The following is a 22,457-nucleotide window of genomic DNA, read 5'->3' as shown; positions in this document are numbered from 1 at the left end:
TGTAAACGAAAAATGTATCGTCCTAAAAAAAGTTTACAGTTTTTCAGTTAAATCCTGATATGGATTTACAGTTCAAATATAATCCTAAAATCGGTTTACAATGTCATACTAACTTAACCTTTTCACCTGCCCGTCCGGCGAGGACATTAATTTTCGTTCTCATAATCCTAAAATTGGTTTACAGGTTCTTTCTTTTGATAATAGTTCTTCCACAAACGTTCTGCTGATTTCACTTCTCCATAATGAACTTTTTGAGGTACTAAATTTCCAATACTCATGTGCGGTCTTTCTTCGTTATATAGCTTAATCACAGCGTTTAATAGCTCTTTAGCCTGTTCAAAAGTGTAAACCGTATAACAATCCAAGTATTCATCTTTCAATATTCCATTTACTCTTTCAGCTACTGCATTGTCTAATGGATCTCCTGTTTCAGTCATACTAATTTTTACTTTGTAATCCTGTAATAACTTTACATATTTAAAACTGCAATACTGACTTCCCCTATCGGAATGATGAATCAGATTTTCGACATTTAAATTCTCTGAAAGAGCCATTTTTAAGGCTTGTAAACTTTCTACTGCTTCCATTGTTTGGGCGAGATTATAGCCTACAATCTTATGGCTAAACACGTCTGTAATCAACGAGATATAGAACAATCCAGCTTCTGTTTTCCAATAAGTTATATCGCTTACCCAGAGTTGATTGGGAAGCGTTGGCATAAGCTCTTTTATCAAGTTCGGATATTTTTTCAACCAGTGGTTCGACTGAGTTGTAGTAATTCTTCTTCGTCTTTTCCGAATCAACAATTGATGCAATGAAAGCAAGTCAAACAACGCATCACGTCCCATTTTTATCTGATGTTCCAGCATAAATTGCTCCAACATAACATATAGTTTCCTGGTACCGATCCGTGGATGGTTTTTACGGATCGAAAGCACTTCTTTTAACACTAATTCCTGCTCAATCCCTAAAAATTCATTTCTGTAAAAACTCTGATAATATGCCTGACGAGTAACTCCAAACAACCAGCATAACTTGCTTAATCCTATTTTTGGTTGACGCAGTTTCATCGTGGAGATTGTTTGGTATTGGACTTTTTTCTGATATTGATTTTTAGCTCCTTTTCAGCAATTTCAATCATCGTTTCATAAGCCGTAGCCCGAAGTTCAGAATTCAGCAAAGCTTTTTCTAACTGATTAATGCGCTCTTTTAATTCATATTCTGAAGCAACAACTTTGTCTTTCTTTGCCATCTCTAAATCACTTGACAGCACTAAGTTAAAAGGTTTCTGCTTATCCTCATAGCCAAGTTTTCGAATCCAGTTCAATAAACTACCTCCCTCGTGTACTTGACCAGTATATTTTTCCCAAATCTCACGTTTAGTTTTGTTGCTTTGCAAATATTCCTCAACTATTTGCTTACGTTCAAACCAATCAAATTCTGATGGATTTTTTAATCCTAAAATCAATTTACTTTTTTCCATTTTTTACACGTTTTAATTTTTAAAATGTGTAAACCTATTTTAGGACAAGACAAAAAGCCTGAAAAGAGTGAGTGTGAGAGCAGGTACAGAGTGATAAAAGCAAAAAAGCATCCAACTACCGCTGAATGCTTTTTTCTTTTTGTGGTCCCAGCTGGGCTCGAACCAGCGACCACCTGATTATGAGTCAGGTGCTCTAACCAACTGAGCTATAGGACCTGCGGAGTGACTCACTCCATTTGGGGTGCAAATATAGCATTTGAAAATGAAAAATCAGTAACTGTAGAGTAAAATTCTGTCAATAAAAATCAAAACAGCAAGCAGTACCAGGAGCGTGGCAAAGATAATGCGCAGGTTTTTAGCTGAAATCTTTGATTGCAATAAGGTTCCGAGAAACACGCCCATAATGGAAAAAAATGTCAGATAGAAAACCAGTAACCAGTCAATTTCTTTCAAATCGGCAATCGTCGTGACAGATAAATCACCTAAAAGAGCAATGAACGATTGAATGGTAATGATAAACAAGGATGTTCCGACTGCTTTTTTGATCCCCAATCCTAATCCCATCAGGATCGGTACAATAATGAATCCGCCGCCAGCACCTAAAAAACCCGAAAGTCCTCCGGTCAGCAATCCCAGGAACATTATTTTCCAGGTAGAAATCTGTGTCTGCACCCGCTCTTTTTTAAACGGATTAAACATTCGGTAGGCAACAATCATCATAACGACTACCAGGAGAATATCTATAAAAAAATCACGGGTCAACTGAATCCCGAATAATTCAAATTCCGAAGGAATCACGATTTTGCGGTAGCGACGGATCAGGAATGCCAGCGTCATGCTCGGAAACACAAAAAACAACGCTTCTTTGTATGAAATCTGCTTTGTGCCGAATCGCTGTAACACCCCGACCAGAGAAGAACAGGCAACAATCATCAGGGAATAGGTCGTTGCCGTATCCGTTGATTCCCCAAACAGATACACCACCAACGGGATGGTTAAAATGGCACCTCCTCCTCCTACCAGTCCTAAAACTACACCAATAACAGCCGATAAAAACAGTCCTAAAAAGTACATTCCCGTGTGGTGATTATGTGCGTGCGATCTTCAGCCGGAAGAGCATCAGCGTAAAAATACAAAATAAAATGACGGCGAAGAATAGGTGGGCAATCTGCACCATACCCGGCATGTTACCATACACCAGGACGATTCCAGATACCAGTTCAATGGAAAGAATCATCAACAACCAACGGATCGGACGGATCTTCTCCCCTTGTTCATTTTTCCAGGCAATGAGTACAATGAAAATCAATACCATCCAGGAAAAACTCCGGTGAATAAAGAACGGCAATCCCAATTGAGACGACCATCCCTGACGCGTAACTCCCTGTATTGTCATCTCGTCAATCATTTCGCGTACCTGCGTGCCGAGGAAAATCTGGTAAGTGGTAATCAGCATGCTGAGCACAATCAGCCAATACATCCATTTTGGAACGCGGTATACCGGCGAGTCACCAGATTTTCGTAGCGAATCATTGTGCAGTTCAATTTCTTTCCCGATCAGGTGAATCAAGTACAATTGAATGGCCAGGATTACAAGTGCGAGCAACATGTGAACAGTAATAGTCCATGGAACAAGATTGGATGCGACAACGATCGAACCGAACCAGGCCTGAAATCCCATAATCACAAGATTTAAGAGTGAAAGCAGGATGAATTTCCGTTTCCGGTAAACGACCAATAACCAAACGAGTGCAAGGAGCATTCCGTTACCAGCCAGAAAACCACACAACCGATTGACGTATTCCGTCCATGTTTTGGCAGCATTGAATTCCTGCTCAGTCAATAGATTCGGATCGTTTTTTATCTTCGCTGCGGTTTCATCCAGACCAATACCGGATAAGAAGCGGGCAAATTTTTCAATTTTCTGCACCCGTCCCTCCGCATACGTTTCCTTGTAATCAGCAGGCAGACTACCGGCTTCCGTCGGAGGCACCCAATATCCAAAGCACTTGGGCCAGTCCGGGCATCCCATCCCGCTTCCCGTTACACGAACAAAACTTCCGGCTACAACCACCAGGAAGATTAAAATCAGGACAACCCAATTAAATTTCTGTAATTTTTTCAAGCGTTTTACCATGTTACAAAGTTAACATTTACCGGGGTCGGGCATCTTTTTTTACATAAAAAAAGCAGGAACCTTTGCTCGATTCCTGCTTCTGTTTCTATTAACCGGTTTCTGATTATTGTTCCTTAAAGTTTTTCAAGGCATACGACAAACCTAAACCTAATACGGATTTAAACTGTGTACGAGGCCCTACCCCTCCTTTTGCATCACGAATCGCAATGTCATCATCGTAGATTAGGGTCCAGTTCAATGAAGCTGAAAGCCAGCTGTTGATCTTAAATGTCCATAACATATCTGCATTTACATCGATGTTCTGCGGATTGTTCGCATAATTTGAGAACAATTCCAGTCGTGTTTTCAAGTTTACGTTTTTAAATACCTCTTTATTGTAGGTCAACTTAAAGTAAGCACCTATTTCTCCCCTGAATCGCTTACCTGCTGAAACAACATCTCCGTTTGAGTTAAAGATCGCGTCTTTCACTCCGAAAGCTCCCGCATTAGCGAGGGAATCATCCATTACAAACGTCATTTTTGTAGCAATCGGAGACAAGAATACGGATAAATGTTCATTGGGTGTAAAGTCGATACCGAGTGCGAAATTTGCATATCCCGGAGCCATGAATGTTGAAACGCGTACAGAGTCATTCGGATAAGCAAAACCATCCATAAACTGTGTTCGGAAACCACCTACAAAAGATGCATACCATTTATCGGCAAATTTATATCCCAGGTTTGTTGCAAAGTCGATCTTATCGTCTGTTTTTTGCAATCCTTGCTTTCTCCCGGTAGAATCCAGGTACTTCATTCCTCCAAGTGCCAGTTCAAGGTTGTTCTTCCACTGCCATTTATTTTTGGAATAATCAGCAGAAGCGGAAATAAATCCGATTACGGATAAATTGTTTCGCCCCCCCGCATTCCAGTTCACAAATGAAGACTGAGTTCCGTTTAGCCCGAATAAAGCTTTTAATTTCCATGCTTTTGGTGGTTGAACAATCGTTGTGTCTACCTGAGTAGAATCCACCTGTGCATAAGTAGCAAAACCACAAAAAAGTGCGATAATAATTAGTTGTAACTGATTTTTCATTGATGATCAAGATTTTCAATTTAGGGCGCAAAGGTCGGAATTTTATACCTGTTTTTCAAAAAATAATTCCCGTTTTTTACTTTAACAGCTAAAAATGAGCGCACTATACGTTTTAACAATTTTTAGGAACGCCCGAAATGTAACAAAATACTATCTTGCCGTTATCAAACTCAAACTATTTATTCTAAATCCCTAAACTAATTACATGGAAAATTTCCCTTACAGTACGTGTAAGAAATATCTGCTCACCCTCTGTTCCATTCTTGTTTTTTCAGGTGTTTTTTCTCAAAATATGCACATTGAGGGAACGGTGATTGACACCAACTCGAACAGTGGCATTCAATACGTAAAAACCATCCTCGTCAATTTACGGGATTCTGTGATAACGGCCCATCAGACGACGGATAAAAACGGGCAGTTCCGGTTTGACAACATCCCTATTGATACTTTTCGCATGATCGTTGAACATCCCCGGTATGAAACACGGGAATTTTATTTCTTCGGAACAGCGGATAACAATTTATTCTCACTCGATGGAATTATTTTGTCCGACCGGGGTAAAAAGATCGAAGAGATTACAATTTTCGCATACAAAGACCCGGTTTATTACAAGGGAGATACGCTCGTCTATGTGGCCGACTCGTTTAAAACACGGCCGAATGCAGTGGTTGAAGACCTGTTAAAACGCCTCCCGGGAATTACAGTTGAAAGCGACGGAAGTATTAAAAACCAGGGAAAGAACGTGTCGCGTGTTTATGTCGACGGTGATGAATTTTTCGGCTCCGATGCAACATTGGCGACCAAAAATTTAGCGGCAAGCAGTGTAGAAACAGTGCAAGTGTATGAAACAACACTTCCCGATTCTGATGTTACAGATGAAAAAGTACAGGTGATTGACCTGAAGTTAAAGGACGAAGCAAAAAAAGGTTACTTCGGAGAAGCATCCTTCGGGACAGATTTTTCACGTTTCTACGAAGGGAAATTACTGGCCAATAATTTTAATAAAAAACAAAAAGTTTCCGTCTACTTCCTTTCCGGAAACACCACTAAATCCAGTTTGAGCTGGAGTGATGCAAACCAGTATGGAATTACACAGGGAAATGCATATAACTACAATTCCGAGACGGATAGTTGGGAAGTAAATGACAACTTCATGAACACTGATGACGGGTTTCCGCTGGTGTTTAAATCGGGAGTTTACTATACCGATCAGGTGACAAAAAAATTGAAAGTAGGCGCCAATTATTCCTACAGCGACTATCGTAAACAGACTGAGGAAACATCCAGAAGTACGTTCTTCCTTCCCGATACAACATATTCCAATCATACCAATAACCGGACAAATACACATTTCAGACACCATGAAGTTAATATGAATTTCAAGTACGACATCGATTCCTCGCAGTTTATCACATTTGACCCGAAGTTCAACTATTCGACACGCGACAACAATAATTCACTGCAATCTGACTTCTTAAACAGCACTGGTACTCTGACCAGGAATGCATCTAACACGAATACCAGTGAAAGTGACGCAACAAATATTAAAACAAAGCTGGGATACACCAAAAACTTTAAAAAAGAAAAACGGCAATTGCGTGTATTGAATAACTTTGTTTATGATCAGTCCAACACTGAATCCGGACTACTGTATACCGATTATTTCGCACAAACGGGACTGACAGAAAACGGAATAGACCAGAAAAAGAACGGGGATAAAACAATTCTTTCCAATGTATTCAGCATCGCGTATGTAGAACCGATTTCCAAGAAACTGAAGTTGGAATTTACATACGAGTTATTCAACAGCACCAACATCCGTCACAGCCGTTCATACAATAATCAGAATGGGGTTTACGACAATCTGGATTCACTGACTTCCGGTGATTTTAAAAGTATTAAGTTTCAGAATCGCCTGGGAGCTTCTTTGTTTTACGACTTCAAGAAACACACGTTCGGGTTTGGTGTATTCGGAAGAAATGTTTCCATTGACAACCAAAATCACTTTTTGAACACAACCATCAATCAGAATGAAACCAACCTCCTGCCGAAGTTCACTTACCAGTTCAGGATTAATCAGAACAGCAGTTTGAGAATCAACTCCCAGACGACATCCGTTTTACCGGGTATTGAATTGCTGCAACCGATTCAGGACAATTCGAATCCGAACAGTATTCTGACGGGGAACCAGAACCTGCGTCCGAATTATGCCATCAACACCAACGTGAATTACAATACCTACAACCCGTTGTCAGGTGGGTACTTTTATGGTGGATTCTACTCTGAATACGGGTTCAATCAGTTCATTTCCACGATTAATTACGATGCCATCGGAAGAATTGAAAGTAGCTATCAGAACGGGAATACCCTGAACTACCTGGGAACTTACGGAGGAGGAGCTATTCCGTTGATTAAGCAGGTTTTTACACTTGATCCGAATTTTGGATACAGTTACGGAAACAGGTACAGTTTTATCAACGGTGAACGAAATGCGTTGACAACCCACAACCTGGAGACCGGGTTAAGCCTGGAGTTGTATACAGACGTCATTGAATTCAGTGTCGGAGGAAGCTATACGCTCGGGCAAAACCTCAATTCAATCAGTCCCGAACTGAACTTAACCAATCATATTTACGGATTAAATTCAGATTTACGGGTGTATCTTCCATGGAAAATGGAACTTGCGACGGATTTTAATTACAATAATTACAATAACCTGAGTGAGGAATTCAACATCAATACATTTATCTGGAATGCATCCATTGAACAAAATTTAGGAAAAAATAAAAACTGGACCATTTCGGCGCAGGCACATGATATTCTGAATCAAAATACGCGCATTAGCCGTACTGCCGTTGCCAATCGTGTAACGGACAGCAGAACGGCGATTATCGCACGTTACTTCATGTTCAGTTTAAGCTATAAGTTCAACAGCACATTCAAGAAAACAACTAATACGGATACAAATGAAGAAGGCCAATAAGATCCGGACGGTATTGCTCGTTGCATCCGTTCTTTTTGCAGTGGGGTATTCACGCGCACAAATGCAGGAAGGTAAGATTGTATTTGAACGCAAAACCAACCTGTTTAAGAAATATACCAATAAATCAACACAGGATTACATCAAGGAAGAAAATAAATACAAAATAGATAATTTCACCCTCTATTTCAATGATTCCGTTTCGGTATTCGTTCCGGAAGAAAACTATGAAAACAACCGGCTCAGCTGGACAACAAACTCCAATACCGTCGTTCAGGATTTTCGAAACAACGAGACAAAAACCATTTACAGTTTTTCCGGTGCACCTGTACTGGTAAAGGACTCTTTGCAAAAACGCCAATGGAAGCTGACCGATAAATGGCGGACAATCTGCCAGATTGAATGCATGCAGGCAGTGTACGAACTTGATGATTCTACCCGGATTTATGCCTGGTTTACCGCCTCCATTACCCCCAATATAGGACCTGAGAGTTTTTGGGACCTCCCCGGTGCAATTTTGGGGTTGGCTACAGAAGACGGGGCTGTTACCTATTTTGCAAAATCCATTGAAGAACGCAAGATAGATATGGAGGTCGTAATGCCGAAATTCAAAGACAAAAAAGCAAGAACACGGGAGGAAGTAATGGAGCAGGCTAAAAAGGATTTCAAATTTGAGAAAGAAATCGACTCGTACCTCAAAAGCCTGTTCATGTGGTAGTTGACCATACACCATGTAAGTATACGTAGAACTACTTACTGAAAACAACTTTCTATAAATCAACCGGCTGAATTTTAGGACCATCCCGGCGTGTCATTTTATAAACAAAAAATTATTTTTTTGTTCTTTTTTGTAGTATATTCGTGAGGTTGATATGAACCAAACCGTTTATTCGGAAAAATATATATGGAAAATATGATAGCCTTAGATTTGAAAGATGCTTTAAGAAAGTATTTTGGCTTTGATCAGTTCAAGGGGAAGCAGGAATCTATTATAGCAAATTTACTGGAAGGAAAAAATACATTTGTCATCATGCCTACCGGAGGCGGTAAGTCCTTGTGTTACCAGTTACCGGCGTTGTTATCGGAAGGAACTGCTATTGTTGTTTCTCCATTGATTGCATTGATGAAAAACCAGGTGGATGCTATTCGCAATGTGAGTGACCAGGAATCCATCGCTCATTTTTTAAACTCATCGCTGACAAAAACGGAAATCAACCGGGTGAAGGCAGATATTTCTGCCGGGTTGACGAAATTACTGTACGTTGCACCGGAATCTCTGACAAAACAGGAGTACATCGATTTCCTTACATCTGTCAACATTTCGTTCTTCGCAATTGATGAGGCGCATTGTATTTCGGAATGGGGGCATGACTTCCGGCCTGAATACCGCCGGTTGCGTGAAATTTTTGAGCGGATTTCCAATGTTCCGATCATTGCATTAACGGCTACGGCAACACCAAAAGTTCAGTACGATATTCAGAAAAACCTGAACATGCTGGATGCTGTGCTTTTTAAATCATCCTTCAACAGGGATAATTTATACTATGAAATCCGTCCGAAGCGCGACATTGATAAGCAAATTATCAAATACATTCGTACCAAAGAAGGAAAAAGCGGCATCGTTTATTGCCTGAGTCGTAAAAAAGTGGAAGAACTGGCGGAATTACTCCAGGTCAACGGAATTAATGCCCTGCCCTATCATGCCGGGTTGGACGCTGCTACGCGTGCCAAACACCAGGATATGTTCCTGATGGAAGAAGCTGATGTAATTGTGGCAACGATTGCCTTCGGAATGGGAATTGATAAACCGGACGTACGTTTTGTAATTCACCACGACATCCCAAAATCGCTGGAAAGTTATTACCAGGAAACCGGTCGCGCAGGCCGTGACGGTGGTGAAGGAGAATGCCTGGCATTTTATCAATACAAAGACATTGAAAAACTGGAAAAATTTCTGCAAGGAAAACCGGTTGCGGAGCAAGAAATCGGAAAGCAACTGCTCAACGAAATTGTTTCGTATGCGGAAACTTCTGTGTGCCGCCGGAAATTCATCCTGCACTACTTCGGAGAGGTCTTTGATGAATCGTTGTGCAACGACAACTGTGACAACTGTAAACATCCGCGGGAACGAACGGAAGGAAAAGAATATGTTCGGAAATTACTGCAGGTTATCTCTGATCTGGAAGAAATGCAGAAAGCAAAGCACATCTGTTCGTTTGTTGCTGGTAAAGTAACTTCTGACATTAAATCCTACAAACACGATCAGCTGCCGAATTTCGGAATCGGGCAAGACCGGGATGAGCATTTCTGGAATGCGGTTGTACGTCAGTCACTGGTAGCCGGATTGATTTATAAAGACATTGAATCCTACGGAATTGTTAAATTAACCGAAGCAGGAAGAGATTTTCTTGAAAATCCGACTTCGTTTATGCTGATCAAAGAGCACGATTATTCTTCGGATGAAGACGGGGACGATGTTGTCGTATCAGGAAAATCAGCGGTGCTGGATGACGTACTCTACAAACAATTACTGGATTTACGGAAATCGATTTCCAAGCAGAAGAACATTCCACCGTTCGTGATTTTCCAGGAACCATCGTTGCGCGATATGTGTTTTCAATACCCGATTACCATTGAAGAATTAACCAATATCCAGGGAGTCGGAACCGGAAAAGCAGCTCGGTACGGTGCTCCTTTTGTTGCGTTGATTAAAGCGTATGTAGAAGAAAACGAAATCGACCGTCCACAGGACATGGTTGTCAAATCACTGGTGAACAAAAGCGGGTTAAAAGTACAATTAATTCAAAACATTGACCGAAAATTACCGTTGGAAGACATTGGTCGTTCACAAGGGAAAACGCTGGAAGAAATCATCGAAGAAATCGAAGCGATTGTTGCATCGGGTACACGTGTGAACATTAATTATTACATCGACGATATTTTAGACCCCGAAAATCAGGAGGAAATTTTTGATTACTTCACTGAAGCTGAAACGGATGATTTGCGTGAAGCCTATAAAGAATTTGACGGAGATTATTCCGAAGAAGAATTACGCCTGATGCGCATCAAGTTTATGAGTGATATGGGGAACTGATTATTAATTTTGAATACTGAATATTGAATTATGAATGGGGTTTATTATTCAAAATCCTATATTCAACTTAAGCGTATAATTCCGCTTGTTGCTGTGCAATCTTTTCGTCTTTTAAATAGGCATCGTACGGCATCATTTTATCAATGATTCCATTTGGTGTAATTTCAATGATGCGGTTAGCAACTGTATTCACCAACTCATGGTCATGTGATGTGAACAGGATTGTCCCCGGAAATTCATTCATCCCGTTGTTCAATGCCGTAATAGATTCCAAATCCAGGTGATTGGTCGGCTCGTCCATCAGCAATAAGTTCGCTTTCGCCAACATCATTTTCGACAACATGCAACGTACTTTTTCACCTCCGGACAATACATTTGCCGTTTTCATTGCCTCCTCACCGGTAAACAACATACGCCCCAGGAATGTGCGCAGGTATACTTCCTCTTTTTCTTCATCTGTATGCGCATATTGACGCAACCAGTCGATCAGTGGTAATTTATCTGCGAAATAGTCACTGTTATCATTTGGTAAATAAGACGTTGTAATTGTTGTTCCGTACAAGAATTCACCTGTTTCCGGCTTTTGATTACCGCTTAAGATTTCAAAAAGAGCAGTCAGTGCCAGTGAGTTTTGCGATACAAATGCAATTTTATCTCCTTTATTGACAATGAAATTGACATCTTTGAACAAGGTTACACCATCCGAAACAGCAGATAAATTATCAACATTCAAAATCTGGTTACCGGCTTCCCTATCCTGGTAAAATGTAATTCCCGGGTATTTTCGCGAAGAAGGTTGAATTTCTTCAATATCCAGGTTATCCAACATTTTTCTACGGGAAGTTGCCTGTTTTGATTTTGCAGCATTGGCAGAGAAACGGGAAATAAATTCCATCAATTCCTTTTTCTTTTCTTCTGCTTTCTTATTCTTATCCGCACGCTGACGGGCCGCTAACTGAGAACTGTGGTACCAGAATGAATAGTTCCCGGTAAACAAATTAATTTTTGCAAAGTCAATATCACAAATATGCGTACACACCGTGTCCAGGAAGTGCCGGTCGTGGGATACAACAATAACTGTGTTTTTAAAATCCAATAAAAAGTCTTCCAGCCATGAGATCGTTTTCAGATCCAGGTCATTCGTCGGCTCATCGAGTACCAGTACATCGGGGTTTCCGAACAATGCCTGAGCCAATAACACACGCACTTTCAAGTCGTTGGACAAATCCTCCATCAACGAGTAATGTTTGGATTCATCAATTCCTAAACTGCTCAGTAAGGTAGCTGCATCTGTTTCGGCGTTCCATCCTTCCAAATCTGCAAATTCTGCTTCCAGTTCAGCTGTACGCATTCCGTCTTCATCTGAAAAATCCGGTTTTGCGTACAAAGCATCTTTTTCCGTCATGATTTCAAACAACCGTTTGTGTCCCATAATCACAGTTTGCAATACCTGGATCTGGTCAAATTCAAAGTGGTTCTGCTTCAATACAGCCAAACGTTTCCCCGGCTCCAACTCTACCCTACCCGTTGTAGGATCCTGATCACCCGTAAGAATTTTCAGAAATGTAGATTTCCCGGCACCGTTCGCACCGATCACACCGTAACAGTTTCCGTTTACAAATTTTACGTTCACCTCGTCAAACAAAACACGTTTTCCGAACTGAAGAGATAAATTATTAACTGAGAGCATACTTTTGAAATTTTGTGCAAAGATAGTCATTTTTTAGAAAACAGAATACCTTCGGTTGACGATAGTCAAAGCAAACACATTTAAAATTTTTATGCTATTTTTTTTAGTGATTTGTATAAAAATGGCTCGCCAAGGTGCTAAGTCGCAAAGGTATTGGTTTATTTAGATTGCACCTTTGCGTCTTTGCGAGAACAGGTTAACTACATTACTTAGCATTTGCTCTTATCTTGTTAAACGTTTAAATGAGTTCAAAAGTAAATGTATTTGCCCTGTGGCGATGGTCTTTTTGCTTCGTTTTTTAAGAAATAACACGTATATTCGTTCTTCGATCAAGATATTCCGAAACCAATGAAAATACTACTCACATTATTCATGTTCATGACCGGTCTGTGCGCAACAGCAACACATGAACTTACCTATTATGTTTATTCTGAAACAGAATATATACAAGGTCCCTGGTTGCGAACCGACGCATTGGAAGCGTCCGGTTTTAAATTCCTTTCGGCAACGTCTTACGAAGACTTATTCGGCTCCGGAGATGACGCTTTAGCCGGTAAACTATTGTCCCGGTTGAAAGAGAAAAAGCCTGATTTGTATGAATGGAATTACACATTATCTTTTCAGGGCGATACTGTTATCATCACTCCACAAAAAACGATTCAATCATTTGAAACCGTTATGAATGAAATAACAGCGACATTGACACTCAATCGGTTTAAAGCAGTTACATTTCAGATAAACGGCCAACAAAAGACATACACACTGACCGACCTCACACTCCCCTATTTCGATCTGGTATCCGGACAACCTGAAACAAGTGGTGAACCGGAGATAGTGAGCGCAGAACAAACACAAGATCCCGTAAAACCGCAAAGGAACCAACGTACCTGGTTGATCATCTCAGGAGTATTAAATGTTATTTTTCTCGGAGTATTGATCATGAGAAAGAAAAATTAATCGTTTCCCGGTAGTAAATCCCTTGTTTTTCTGCAATTTAATTGCTTTCAACGAAATCAGACATCCCGATGATTCAAAAGATTCAGATTCACATCAGTTTATTATCTCTGTTGCTCGTTGTTTATTCCTGCCGGCAACATTCTACCCCGAAGCAAGAGGCAGAAACTGGCCCCCACAACGAAAAACAGACAACAGAAACACATTTTATAAAATTTGATCCGGATACAATTCCCGCTTTGACTATAAACGGATTTACCAGCGATTATTCCTTTAAAATCGGGCAAAACTACCTCGTTGTTGGATATTACATGCCTGTGGACGGACAAATCGTGCCGCCGGATACCGAAGATAATTGGGGAGATCGTTTGCTTTTTTTGGATGCAAAGAAGTCGATTGTCTACACATCAAAAGGTGTGGGGGATGTTTATCTTTACGAGCCCCATTTCTTTAAAAGCACCAGCGGAGATAAAATAATTGTTGTTTGCCAACTGGGATATGAGTATTTCTTCGGAGGCGATGCATACCTGATTGAAAACACTACAATCCGGTACATTGGAGCGATCGATATTGAAAATTACCGGGACGAGAAAAGATTGGTGGATATTCTGAATATTAAATCCATTGACAGTACCATTGTCTTTTCATTTGATACCGATTCATTGGTATTACAGCCCGGAAGTGAAGATATACCTGTCGCCAATAACAACATTCGGTATGAGTATGACTACAATGCATTGAAATTGATCAAATAACAGAAAAACATGAAAGACGTACAAGAAAACAGTAAACCTGATAGTGAGAATGAGCGTCCGCAGCAATTTTATCACGGGACGAAAGCAAACTTGCAATCAGGGGATTTAATTAAACCCGGATTCCAATCCAATTACGGTCAGCGAAAGAAAGCGGCTTACGTTTACCTGACAGCCACCATGGATGCAGCGATCTGGGGAGCTGAACTTGCAGTGGGAGATTGTCTGGAACGCATTTACATTGTGGAACCGACCGGAGCTATTGAAGATGATCCCAATCTGACGGATAAAAAATTTCCGGGAAATCCAACGAAATCCTATCGCACCATGTTTCCGCTCAAAGTAATTGGTGAAATTCCAAAGTGGGAAGGTCATTCACCGGAACAATTGGAAGCCATGCACAAACACCTGGAGCGATTAAAGCAACTTGGAATTGAAGCAATTGAAGATTAAAAACAATCGGTCGCTTACTGGTTTACAAGCAAACGACCGACTCTTCATTGGCAAATGAAGTTATAAGCGTTTTTGCTCATCTGTTTTATCAACGGAGCGCGTTTCTTTGACTTTCTGGTTTCCAAAGTTGTATTTCAGATTGATCATGAAGTAACGGGTATCTCTGTAATCTTTGAATTGCTGATTCTGATCGGCGTATTGTGTCGAGATCGTATTTCTGTCGGTTTTAAAGATATCGTTGATTACCAATCCGACTTCCAATCTCTTATCAAACAGCTTTTTATTCAAGATGATGTATGTATTTTGAGAGGGACTAATCGTAAACGATCCCTGAATCGCTTTCGAATTGTATCGGTAACCTACATTCAAATCCCATGTTTTATTTTTATCCAATGTCACCATCGTAGAAAGGTTCAAGTGGTAGAAAAACACGTTGTTCTTATACAGCTGATTATCCGTGCCTCGGAAATAATTTTCAGTGTACTCCCCCATTGCAAATGCATTGAGTTTCCAGTTGGGTAGCAACGTAAATGATTTGGACACATTTACTCCTATATTGCGTCCGTCTTTAATGTTTGTGTAATGATATACCGTTTCAAACGTTGACGGATTCTGGACAGATATTTCCATCGATGGATTTTTAATGTAGCTGTAATACACTTCAAAATTCCAGTCAGACAATGTGTAAGTTAAACTCAGGTTGTCAATCAAAGCAGATTTCAGATACGGATCCCCCTGGAAGTACGAGTAATAATTATAATACGATTTGGAAGGATTTAAAAAATCATACACCGGACGATCGATGCGCTTTCCATAGGAAAACCCGATTTGTTGCTCGTCCTTTACCTCGTACATCACAAATACCGTAGGAAATAAATTGTTTCTGGTTGTTGTATTCACCACCTCAGGATTATCCGACGTTGACCGGATGAGTGTTGTTTCATTGCGCAATCCTGCCTTAAAAAACCATTTTTTCCATTGATATTCCGCTGAAATATATGCTGCAATGATCTGTTCATTGTAATTGAAGTGATTACTTCTGTCCGTATCCATGTAGAGTTGCCCGTTTTGTTCACTCAGAAAGTCCAGTTGATTTTCGTTTCCGACCAAACTGTATTTTGTACCGCTTTCAAAAATAACCCCCTCTTTTTCTAACCGGTAATCAAGCTGCGAAGAGAACAGATTGATGTCTTGTTTGCTGTTGTAGCCAAATCGATTAAAACTTTCCGGTTGATTGATAAAGTATTGCCAGGTAGAAATTTCCTGGTCTTCGGCATATTTCTTCGTGCTGAAATGATTGCTCCAGGTCAAATTACTGCTTTTAAAGGTTTTGTCAAAAGCCAGAAATGCATTTAAGGTACTGTGCTTTTGAAAACGGTCGTTCGCTGTTGTGTAATGCGATTCCAACAGGTTGGTTTCCGTATTGTAAATGCGTGTCGGAATGTAATAATTCCCCGTAGACTTAGGGTTGATGTGCCCGTCAACAGCAAATTGAATCACCGAAGTACTGTCAGGGGCATACTGTACTGAAAAATTATACAAATGTTGCTGGAGTGCACGTGTTTTTCGAACCATCTCACTTTCCCAGCGCGTTTTTTGCTGATCGTAAGTCACGACATCAAAGTTTTGTCGTACATAATCACCGGAAACAAAAGTGTAATTCCCGCTTAACTGCCATTTTTCAGTATTGTAGGACTGCGTCAACCCCAATCGTCCTTTGGCGTACATGGATTGATGATAACGTGCAGCAACGCTACCTTTATACCCTGTCATTTTATTCTGTTTCATCTTGATATTGATCACTGCTGCGCCTTCTGCTTCATATTTCGCGGGAGGATTTGTGATTACTTCAATGGAATAGATCTGATCACCGCTTGTGTTTTCAAGGAATTGTTTCAATTCTTCCTGTGTCATCAATGTTCGTTTGTCATTAATGGTAACGATGATTCCGGTATTCCCACGAACGCTCAAGGCTTCATTTTTGATGACAACATTAGGGGTGTTTCGTAAAATTTCCCATGCGTTGAGACTTTGTAAAGGAGTTCTGTCAACCGTAAATTCCAAGCGGTCCACTTTTCGTTTTAACATGTTTCTTTTGGCGGTTATTTCAACGGAGGGCATCAAATATAAACTATCAGTTACCGTTGAATCTGCTGGTATTTCGTATTCATTTGTTACTTGCCCGAATAAACTTATCGGTAAAAGGAATGTGAAAATCAATCGTCGTTTCATTGTCTGTTTGTTTTTTATGCAAAAGTGGATCAGAAATCTCCCGTATTCGGTTAATGGTAGGTTAATGACAGGTTAAACAAGTGATTGCCTGCATTTATATTGTATGTTTGTGAAATGAATAAGAAAGGAAATATACTTTTACTTTTCAGTTGCTGCTTCCTGATTCTGTTGGGATTACAAGTGTTCTACATTCATAATTCCTACCAGCTTGAGGAGAAAGAATTGAACCGGGAAGCACGTCTCATTGCTGACAGTGTTTTAGTGGAAATGGAGCATCTGAAAAAAGGGATGCGTGAAGATTCTCTAATTAAGCACTTGTTGAAATTGGATACACAGGAGCGGGCTACGGATAAAATCATCCAATACAACCTGAATTTGTCAAAATCAACAGAACACTTCAATCAATTGATTGATCAGCTGATGGAACAACGGACCAAAGGTACAGGGTTTCGGATTGCCCTGAAAAATGAAATTTATTCCATCAATGATCTGAGACTAAAAAAAGAACTGTTACCGCCAGAAACCCCTATCGTGCTCTATGAAACGAAAGACAAAATTGAAAAGGGTAATTTGATCAACGAAGGGAAATGGAACAGCGATGTGCACCATCAGAACACCGATCAAAGTACGGACGAGTATTACAAATCCGTTATCAAATCACGTAGCATGTTTGAGCTGTTGAACGTCCGGTCGCTGATCATTCAAAAAATCATTCCCCTGTGCGTTATCAGTTTATCGATCTTAATCTTTTTACTGTATCTGTTCCGGAAGACTCTAAAAAACATTGAGCTTCAAAACCGGAAAATAGCACAGCTGCACACAACAATTGATTCCATCGCTCATGAATTAAATACTCCCATTACAACGCTGAAGTTTGCCATTGCATCCGTACAGGAAACAACGTCAACACACTTGTTGGAGCGTCAAGTCCGAAAATTGGAACACATTGTTGCTTCCATCCATACCGTTGAACAAACAACCGACCTGGTGACTGAACAGGAGATCAAACAATTCATACAACAACTCAAAAACAGTTATCCGTCCCTTACAATCACAGCAACCATTCAATTCAACAAAAATGAGCGCCTGACAAAACAAGCATTGGAACTGATCTTGAGCAACCTGGTTGATAATTCATCCAAATACAAAGCAAACAATGTCGAAATCAGGCTTTCCTTTGGCACACGGGTTGAGTTGCTCATTACCGATGATGGCATGGGGATTCCAAAGGAAGAGCAACAGCATGTTTTTGAGAAATACTATCGAATTTCGCGCACGGAAAATCATGAAATCAACGGATTAGGAGTTGGATTATACCTGGTGAAGAATACAGTTGAACGATACAACGGAACTGTTGAAATTATATCTGGTTCGGGGAAAGGGACAACATTTAAAATTGCGCTACCGAATGAAAAATAAACTGATCCTGGTAGAAGATGATCCTGATCTGGGGACTGTACTCAAGCAGTACCTTGAGTTTTCGGATTTCGAGGTCATTTGGTTTACTTCTCCTGATGCATTATTAGCTTCATCTATCAATTATACGGATTATGACGTGGCTATTCTGGATGTAATGCTTCCTGGAATGGATGGTTTTCAATTGAGTAAAGAATTGAGGAAACAAACACCGATTCCGTTCTTATTTCTGACCGCAAAGGGACAAAGCATTGACCGGATTTTGGGACTGAAATTAGGTGCTGATGATTACATTACGAAACCATGTGAACCGGAAGAGTTGATTTTACGTATCCGGAACATTTTGAAACGTCAAACGAGTGTTTCTTCCAATACAATAATCCGCTTGGGAAATTATACGTTTTTTCCATCCCGGTATTTGTTACAGCTGGAAGAAAAAGGATTCCAACTGACCGAAAAAGAGTCTGATTTACTCCAGTTACTGACGACCCGTAACAACAATGTGATCAGCAGGAAGGAAATCTTGGAGAAACTCTGGGGGGAAGATGACTACTTTCTGGGACGCAGTCTGGATGTATTCATGTCACGCTTGCGAAAGTACCTGCAACACGATGACCGCATCAAACTGGAATCAATTCGCGGCGTTGGGTTCAGAGTTGTGTTCCCTGAGTAATACATTGAATGATGTTGTTCTAAAACTATTTTTTTACACAGATTTGATACTACGTATAAACGAACTACCAATTGAATCCGTGGTTAAAACACAAAAAAGGGGAATCAAACGACTCCCCCTCTTCAATCTATTATTCATCAATGATTACCAGATCACCGCGACTTTATCTTTCGGGTTTCTCATCTTATCACCTTCTTTTACGTCAAATGCTTCGAAGAACTCCGGACAGTTTTTCAACGGGCCGTTGATTCGGTACATCCCCGGAGAATGCGGATCCGTTGCCAGTCGCTTTTTCAACTCCGCATCCGTATAATTGATTTTCCACAACTGCGCGTACGAAATAAAGAAACGTTGTGCCGGTGTATAACCTGCACGCTTCTCCCCTTTTTTAAACTCATCTGTGCGTGTGTAGGCGTAATAGGCCATCGTCAATCCTCCTAAATCGGCAATATTTTCTCCCATCGTCAGATCAGGATTGACACAATGCCCTTCAAACGGACAGAAATTAGAGAACGTTTCCCCGTACACTTTTGTTTTTGCTTCGAATGCTTTTCTATCTGCATCTGACCACCAGTTTTTAAAGCTTCCGTCGGCGGCAAATTTTGACCCCATATCATCAAATCCATGCGTAAACTCATGTCCGATCACCATTCCGATTCTTCCGTAGTTAACCGCATCTTCTGCTTCATTATCGAAGAATGGCGGCTGCATGATTCCTGCAGGGAACGCAATTTCATTCAACAGCGGGTGGTAATACGCATTTACCATGTGTGCCGGCATGTGCCATTCGTCCCTGTCTACTTTTTCAGCCAGTTTATTCATGTTTTTCTTGTGATCATATGCTGCCACAGCCTTCAGGTTACTTACATACGTATCCGGACTGAAATTCAGCGAACTGAAATCTTCCCATTTGTTCGGGAATCCTAATTTTCGTCCGAAAGATTCCAGTTTACCTACTGCTTCTTTCTTCGTTGCATCAGACATCCAGGATAATTTCTCAATACGTTCTTTGTAAACTGCTTTCAGATTGTCAACCATTTCATTCACGCGTTTTTGAGCCGCTTCAGAAAAATATTTATCTACAAACGCTTTCCCCAGCATTTCTCCGAAACTACTGCGGGTAATTTTTTCAATCGCCCGTTCGTTAATCGGTTTCATTTCCTTTTTACCACTTAGTGTAGTTCCTTGAAATGCAAATTCCAGATCAACAAATTGTTGCCCCAGACTTCCAATGTATCTATCAAGTGTCTGCCATGTCAAATAATCTTTGATTGCATCCAATGACTCTTCTTTGATTAATTTATTCAAATGAGCAGGGTATTTTGTATTGTCAACAATTAACGTATCAAAATCAAGCGAACCGATTCCCGTTAAATACGCATTAAAATCAAAATTTTTGAATTCATCAGTCAATTGTTTTTTCCCGTATTTGTTATACGTTAACTCAGGGATTCGCTGTTCTGCCGGTTTTAACATAACAGACGCCAATTTATCTTCAATCCGGTAAACGTTTGCCACTTTCATGTTTTGATTTCCCTGGGTTGTTTCATTGGTCAATCCTGCCAATGCGAATGCGTCTCCGATGTATTTTTTATATGCCTCGCGGATTTCCGCCTTCGTTGCATCTTTGTAATAATCACGGTTAGGCAACCCGATTCCTCCCTGCCCGAAGTAGGAAATGTGGTTTTCCACATTCTTCAAATCCTGCTCAACGCCAAATCCGAAAAACGCACCAATCCCTTGTCTGTGCATTGTTGCTATAAGAGCAGCCAGTTCATCTTTTGATTTTAATTGCGCAATTTGATCCAGTTCCTGCTTGATTGGCTCCGCACCTTTTTTATTGCGGGCATCCATGTTTGTATACGATGCATAGAAATCTCCCAACAATTGTTCTTTTGTACCTTTTTTCGCTTTTGCGTTTTTAAATTCTTCAAGAATTTCAGTCAGCTTTTTATTATTTTCCTGTTCCAGTTCATTAAAACTCCCCCAACGGGATTCAGATGCCGGAACCGGATTGTTTTTTATCCAGTTTTCATTAGCAAATAAAAAGAAATCTTCAGTCGGTTTTACAGTCTTACTCAGGTAGTCAACATCAATTGTCTTTAATTCCGCGTGTTCTGTTTTGGCAGAATTACAGGAAGCAAGTACCACCGCTCCCATCACTAAATACAGAGGTGTTTTTTTCATATGTTATTTTCGAATTATTTATTGAATGACGAAACGTCGAATGGTGCTAAAAATAGCAAATAATTCTCAATTGATTTCCTTTCATTATGAAATGAAGTACGAGAGTACCCCTAAAAAAGAGAAGTGATGTACGATTGGTACATCACTTCTACTAAAATAAGATGGAGGTTGTTTTTATCTCTCTTCTTTTCTTTTTTGCACTTCAGTATTTTTCTTCGGTGCTTCTGAATTAACAGCTTTTGGCTCTGTACTATTCTTTTCGGAAGAAACACTTTCATTTTTCTTTACCTCAGTATTCATTTGTTTTGCCTCAATAGCTTTAGGGTTAGAAAAAGCACTTGCATTTATTTGCTTTCCGTTGCTTCCTGTTTGTCCTGTCTGAGCGTTTACCGTTGAAACTGCAAGAAATGACAGGACAAAAAATGACACTTTAAATACGTTCATAATTTCCTGATTTTGATATAATCCGGTAAAATCAAAAATGATGCCACATCAACATAACATTTACCTTTACCTGGCTAAAGATAAATCTATTTTATTAAATTCGCAAGTCATTAGAACTATGAAAAAAAATATTCATTACCATCTGGAAGCAATTAAGGATACATTTGATCAATTATCAAAAGGTAATTTCCTCATTTATTTTTTACCCGGAGCGATCATAACACTGTTTTTTGTGTTCTTTAACGTGTTGCTGCAGTTCATTTTCGGATCACCTGAGTCCGTGACGGAAAATACCGGTTGGTTTGCTACAGCATTTACAAAGATCGGATCAGTTGTTGATTTTATCCTGACCCAGATTTATATTTTTTTCATCTTGACCCTGCTTTCACCGTTTAATACGATTCTTTCGGAAAAACTGGATACTAAGTTGACCGGACAGAAGTTCAACTTTAGCTTCGCACGATTAATTAATGATTTTTTACGGATGATCTTTATTGTGATATTGGTTGTTATCATGGAGTTTTTCATCCTGGGAATCTGGTGGTTTTTCTGCTGGATTTTCAACATTGATGATACCATTATCTACAAAATAATCACGTTTTTAATCGGAGCATTTTTCTTTGGCTTTTCATTTTATGATCACAGCCTGGAGCGTTATGAAGTCAATGTATTTGGGAGTATCGGGTTTGCGTTTTCCAACATTCTGATGCTGACAATTACAGGCACACTCTTTAAATTATTGTATTATTTTCCTTACTTTTGGGAGGTCTCATACATAGGAATAATAATTGCACCGGTGATAACAACAATGATTTCTACGATTGTATATTTACGTTTCAAAAACAAATATCCACAGACCAACAACTGATATTCAAACGCTAAGACAAAAG

General features: G+C 40.0%; 18 protein-coding genes and 1 tRNA gene. 9 read left to right on the top strand and 10 right to left on the bottom strand.

Annotated elements, in window-relative coordinates; translation table 11 throughout:
* Positions 1–167 precede the first annotated feature (167 nt).
* The 6 genes from H9Y05_RS11360 to H9Y05_RS11335 form a co-directional block, all read right to left on the bottom strand.
* Positions 168–1,070 carry an IS3 family transposase gene (locus tag H9Y05_RS11360; RefSeq protein ID WP_216714354.1) on the bottom strand — a complete coding sequence of 301 codons (903 nt, stop codon included), beginning with the start codon at positions 1,068–1,070 and terminating at the stop codon, positions 168–170.
* Complete coding sequence (locus H9Y05_RS11355) at positions 1,067–1,483, bottom strand: hypothetical protein (RefSeq protein ID WP_216714353.1); 417 nt, start codon at positions 1,481–1,483, stop codon at positions 1,067–1,069. Before H9Y05_RS11355 ends, H9Y05_RS11360 begins: the two co-directional genes overlap by 4 nt.
* A gap of 142 nt (positions 1,484–1,625) precedes the next feature.
* Positions 1,626–1,699 (bottom strand) — tRNA-Ile (locus H9Y05_RS11350).
* A 54-nt stretch (positions 1,700–1,753) separates the two neighbouring features.
* Complete coding sequence (locus H9Y05_RS11345; protein ID WP_163491242.1) at positions 1,754–2,557, bottom strand: sulfite exporter TauE/SafE family protein; 804 nt, start codon at positions 2,555–2,557, stop codon at positions 1,754–1,756.
* Between the two features lie 13 nt (positions 2,558–2,570).
* The gene (locus H9Y05_RS11340; RefSeq protein ID WP_216714352.1) at positions 2,571–3,608 is read right to left on the bottom strand and encodes a COX15/CtaA family protein; all 1,038 of its coding nucleotides are present in this window, start codon (positions 3,606–3,608) and stop codon (positions 2,571–2,573) included.
* Between the two features lie 115 nt (positions 3,609–3,723).
* Complete coding sequence (locus tag H9Y05_RS11335) at positions 3,724–4,692, bottom strand: DUF3078 domain-containing protein (protein ID WP_163491239.1); 969 nt, start codon at positions 4,690–4,692, stop codon at positions 3,724–3,726.
* A gap of 205 nt (positions 4,693–4,897) precedes the next feature.
* Here H9Y05_RS11335 and H9Y05_RS11330 point away from each other — a divergent pair, with 205 nt between their 5' ends.
* The 3 genes from H9Y05_RS11330 (at position 4,898) to recQ (ending at position 10,766) form a co-directional block, all read left to right on the top strand.
* Positions 4,898–7,675: a TonB-dependent receptor gene (locus H9Y05_RS11330; RefSeq protein WP_216714351.1), complete on the top strand. Its 2,778-nt coding sequence runs from the start codon at positions 4,898–4,900 to the stop codon at positions 7,673–7,675.
* Positions 7,659–8,390 carry a GLPGLI family protein gene (locus H9Y05_RS11325; protein ID WP_216714350.1) on the top strand — a complete coding sequence of 244 codons (732 nt, stop codon included), beginning with the start codon at positions 7,659–7,661 and terminating at the stop codon, positions 8,388–8,390. Before H9Y05_RS11330 ends, H9Y05_RS11325 begins: the two co-directional genes overlap by 17 nt.
* Before the next feature lie 195 nt (positions 8,391–8,585).
* Complete coding sequence (gene recQ, locus H9Y05_RS11320; RefSeq protein ID WP_163491232.1) at positions 8,586–10,766, top strand: DNA helicase RecQ; 2,181 nt, start codon at positions 8,586–8,588, stop codon at positions 10,764–10,766.
* 67 nt (positions 10,767–10,833) lie between these two features.
* Here recQ and H9Y05_RS11315 read toward each other — a convergent pair whose 3' ends face one another.
* Positions 10,834–12,456, bottom strand: coding sequence for an ABC-F family ATP-binding cassette domain-containing protein (locus H9Y05_RS11315; RefSeq protein ID WP_163491230.1), 1,623 nt, complete (start codon positions 12,454–12,456; stop codon positions 10,834–10,836).
* 348 nt (positions 12,457–12,804) lie between these two features.
* Here H9Y05_RS11315 and H9Y05_RS11310 point away from each other — a divergent pair, with 348 nt between their 5' ends.
* The 3 genes from H9Y05_RS11310 (at position 12,805) to arr (ending at position 14,615) form a co-directional block, all read left to right on the top strand.
* Positions 12,805–13,413: a hypothetical protein gene (locus H9Y05_RS11310; protein WP_216714349.1), complete on the top strand. Its 609-nt coding sequence runs from the start codon at positions 12,805–12,807 to the stop codon at positions 13,411–13,413.
* A gap of 68 nt (positions 13,414–13,481) precedes the next feature.
* The gene (locus H9Y05_RS11305; RefSeq protein WP_216714348.1) at positions 13,482–14,165 is read left to right on the top strand and encodes a hypothetical protein; all 684 of its coding nucleotides are present in this window, start codon (positions 13,482–13,484) and stop codon (positions 14,163–14,165) included.
* Between the two features lie 9 nt (positions 14,166–14,174).
* Positions 14,175–14,615: an NAD(+)--rifampin ADP-ribosyltransferase gene (gene arr, locus H9Y05_RS11300; protein ID WP_216714347.1), complete on the top strand. Its 441-nt coding sequence runs from the start codon at positions 14,175–14,177 to the stop codon at positions 14,613–14,615.
* A gap of 60 nt (positions 14,616–14,675) precedes the next feature.
* Here arr and H9Y05_RS11295 read toward each other — a convergent pair whose 3' ends face one another.
* Positions 14,676–16,847, bottom strand: a complete 2,172-nt coding sequence (locus H9Y05_RS11295; protein WP_216714346.1) for an outer membrane beta-barrel family protein — start codon at positions 16,845–16,847, stop codon at positions 14,676–14,678.
* Between the two features lie 114 nt (positions 16,848–16,961).
* Between H9Y05_RS11295 and H9Y05_RS11290 the strand changes: the two genes are divergently transcribed.
* Together H9Y05_RS11290 and H9Y05_RS11285 are read left to right on the top strand one after the other, a co-directional pair.
* Positions 16,962–18,266: a sensor histidine kinase gene (locus H9Y05_RS11290; protein ID WP_216714345.1), complete on the top strand. Its 1,305-nt coding sequence runs from the start codon at positions 16,962–16,964 to the stop codon at positions 18,264–18,266.
* Positions 18,256–18,936 carry a response regulator transcription factor gene (locus tag H9Y05_RS11285; protein ID WP_163491219.1) on the top strand — a complete coding sequence of 227 codons (681 nt, stop codon included), beginning with the start codon at positions 18,256–18,258 and terminating at the stop codon, positions 18,934–18,936. The genes H9Y05_RS11290 and H9Y05_RS11285 overlap by 11 nt, the downstream gene beginning before the upstream one ends.
* A 144-nt stretch (positions 18,937–19,080) precedes the next feature.
* Here H9Y05_RS11285 and H9Y05_RS11280 read toward each other — a convergent pair whose 3' ends face one another.
* On the bottom strand, positions 19,081–21,123 hold the full coding sequence (locus tag H9Y05_RS11280; RefSeq protein ID WP_163491218.1) for a M13 family metallopeptidase: 2,043 nt from the start codon (positions 21,121–21,123) through the stop codon (positions 19,081–19,083).
* A gap of 174 nt (positions 21,124–21,297) precedes the next feature.
* Complete coding sequence (locus tag H9Y05_RS11275) at positions 21,298–21,567, bottom strand: hypothetical protein (protein ID WP_163491216.1); 270 nt, start codon at positions 21,565–21,567, stop codon at positions 21,298–21,300.
* A 118-nt stretch (positions 21,568–21,685) separates the two neighbouring features.
* Here H9Y05_RS11275 and H9Y05_RS11270 point away from each other — a divergent pair, with 118 nt between their 5' ends.
* Positions 21,686–22,435 carry a hypothetical protein gene (locus H9Y05_RS11270; RefSeq protein WP_216714344.1) on the top strand — a complete coding sequence of 250 codons (750 nt, stop codon included), beginning with the start codon at positions 21,686–21,688 and terminating at the stop codon, positions 22,433–22,435.
* Positions 22,436–22,457: the final 22 nt, after the last annotated feature.

Origin of the sequence: Taishania pollutisoli, from assembly GCF_014518315.1 — a bacterium.
Lineage (GTDB): Bacteria > Bacteroidota > Bacteroidia > Flavobacteriales_D > Crocinitomicaceae > Taishania > Taishania pollutisoli.
The sequence above is the reverse complement of the archived record's forward strand: the minus strand, read 5'-3'. Positions and strand labels throughout refer to the sequence as shown.

Excerpts from the sequence above, each read along its gene's own strand:
- H9Y05_RS11360 (WP_216714354.1), bottom strand. The coding sequence starts at position 1,070 with ATGAAACTGCGTCAACCAAAAATAGGATTAAGCAAGTTATGCTGGTTG.
- H9Y05_RS11355 (WP_216714353.1), bottom strand. The coding sequence starts at position 1,483 with ATGGAAAAAAGTAAATTGATTTTAGGATTAAAAAATCCATCAGAATTT.
- H9Y05_RS11345 (WP_163491242.1), bottom strand. The coding sequence starts at position 2,557 with ATGTACTTTTTAGGACTGTTTTTATCGGCTGTTATTGGTGTAGTTTTA.
- H9Y05_RS11335 (WP_163491239.1), bottom strand. The coding sequence starts at position 4,692 with ATGAAAAATCAGTTACAACTAATTATTATCGCACTTTTTTGTGGTTTT.
- H9Y05_RS11330 (WP_216714351.1), top strand. The coding sequence starts at position 4,898 with ATGGAAAATTTCCCTTACAGTACGTGTAAGAAATATCTGCTCACCCTC.
- H9Y05_RS11325 (WP_216714350.1), top strand. The coding sequence starts at position 7,659 with ATGAAGAAGGCCAATAAGATCCGGACGGTATTGCTCGTTGCATCCGTT.
- recQ (WP_163491232.1), top strand. The coding sequence starts at position 8,586 with ATGATAGCCTTAGATTTGAAAGATGCTTTAAGAAAGTATTTTGGCTTT.
- H9Y05_RS11315 (WP_163491230.1), bottom strand. The coding sequence starts at position 12,456 with ATGCTCTCAGTTAATAATTTATCTCTTCAGTTCGGAAAACGTGTTTTG.
- H9Y05_RS11310 (WP_216714349.1), top strand. The coding sequence starts at position 12,805 with ATGAAAATACTACTCACATTATTCATGTTCATGACCGGTCTGTGCGCA.
- H9Y05_RS11305 (WP_216714348.1), top strand. The coding sequence starts at position 13,482 with ATGATTCAAAAGATTCAGATTCACATCAGTTTATTATCTCTGTTGCTC.
- arr (WP_216714347.1), top strand. The coding sequence starts at position 14,175 with ATGAAAGACGTACAAGAAAACAGTAAACCTGATAGTGAGAATGAGCGT.
- H9Y05_RS11295 (WP_216714346.1), bottom strand. The coding sequence starts at position 16,847 with ATGAAACGACGATTGATTTTCACATTCCTTTTACCGATAAGTTTATTC.
- H9Y05_RS11290 (WP_216714345.1), top strand. The coding sequence starts at position 16,962 with ATGAATAAGAAAGGAAATATACTTTTACTTTTCAGTTGCTGCTTCCTG.
- H9Y05_RS11285 (WP_163491219.1), top strand. The coding sequence starts at position 18,256 with ATGAAAAATAAACTGATCCTGGTAGAAGATGATCCTGATCTGGGGACT.
- H9Y05_RS11280 (WP_163491218.1), bottom strand. The coding sequence starts at position 21,123 with ATGAAAAAAACACCTCTGTATTTAGTGATGGGAGCGGTGGTACTTGCT.
- H9Y05_RS11275 (WP_163491216.1), bottom strand. The coding sequence starts at position 21,567 with ATGAACGTATTTAAAGTGTCATTTTTTGTCCTGTCATTTCTTGCAGTT.
- H9Y05_RS11270 (WP_216714344.1), top strand. The coding sequence starts at position 21,686 with ATGAAAAAAAATATTCATTACCATCTGGAAGCAATTAAGGATACATTT.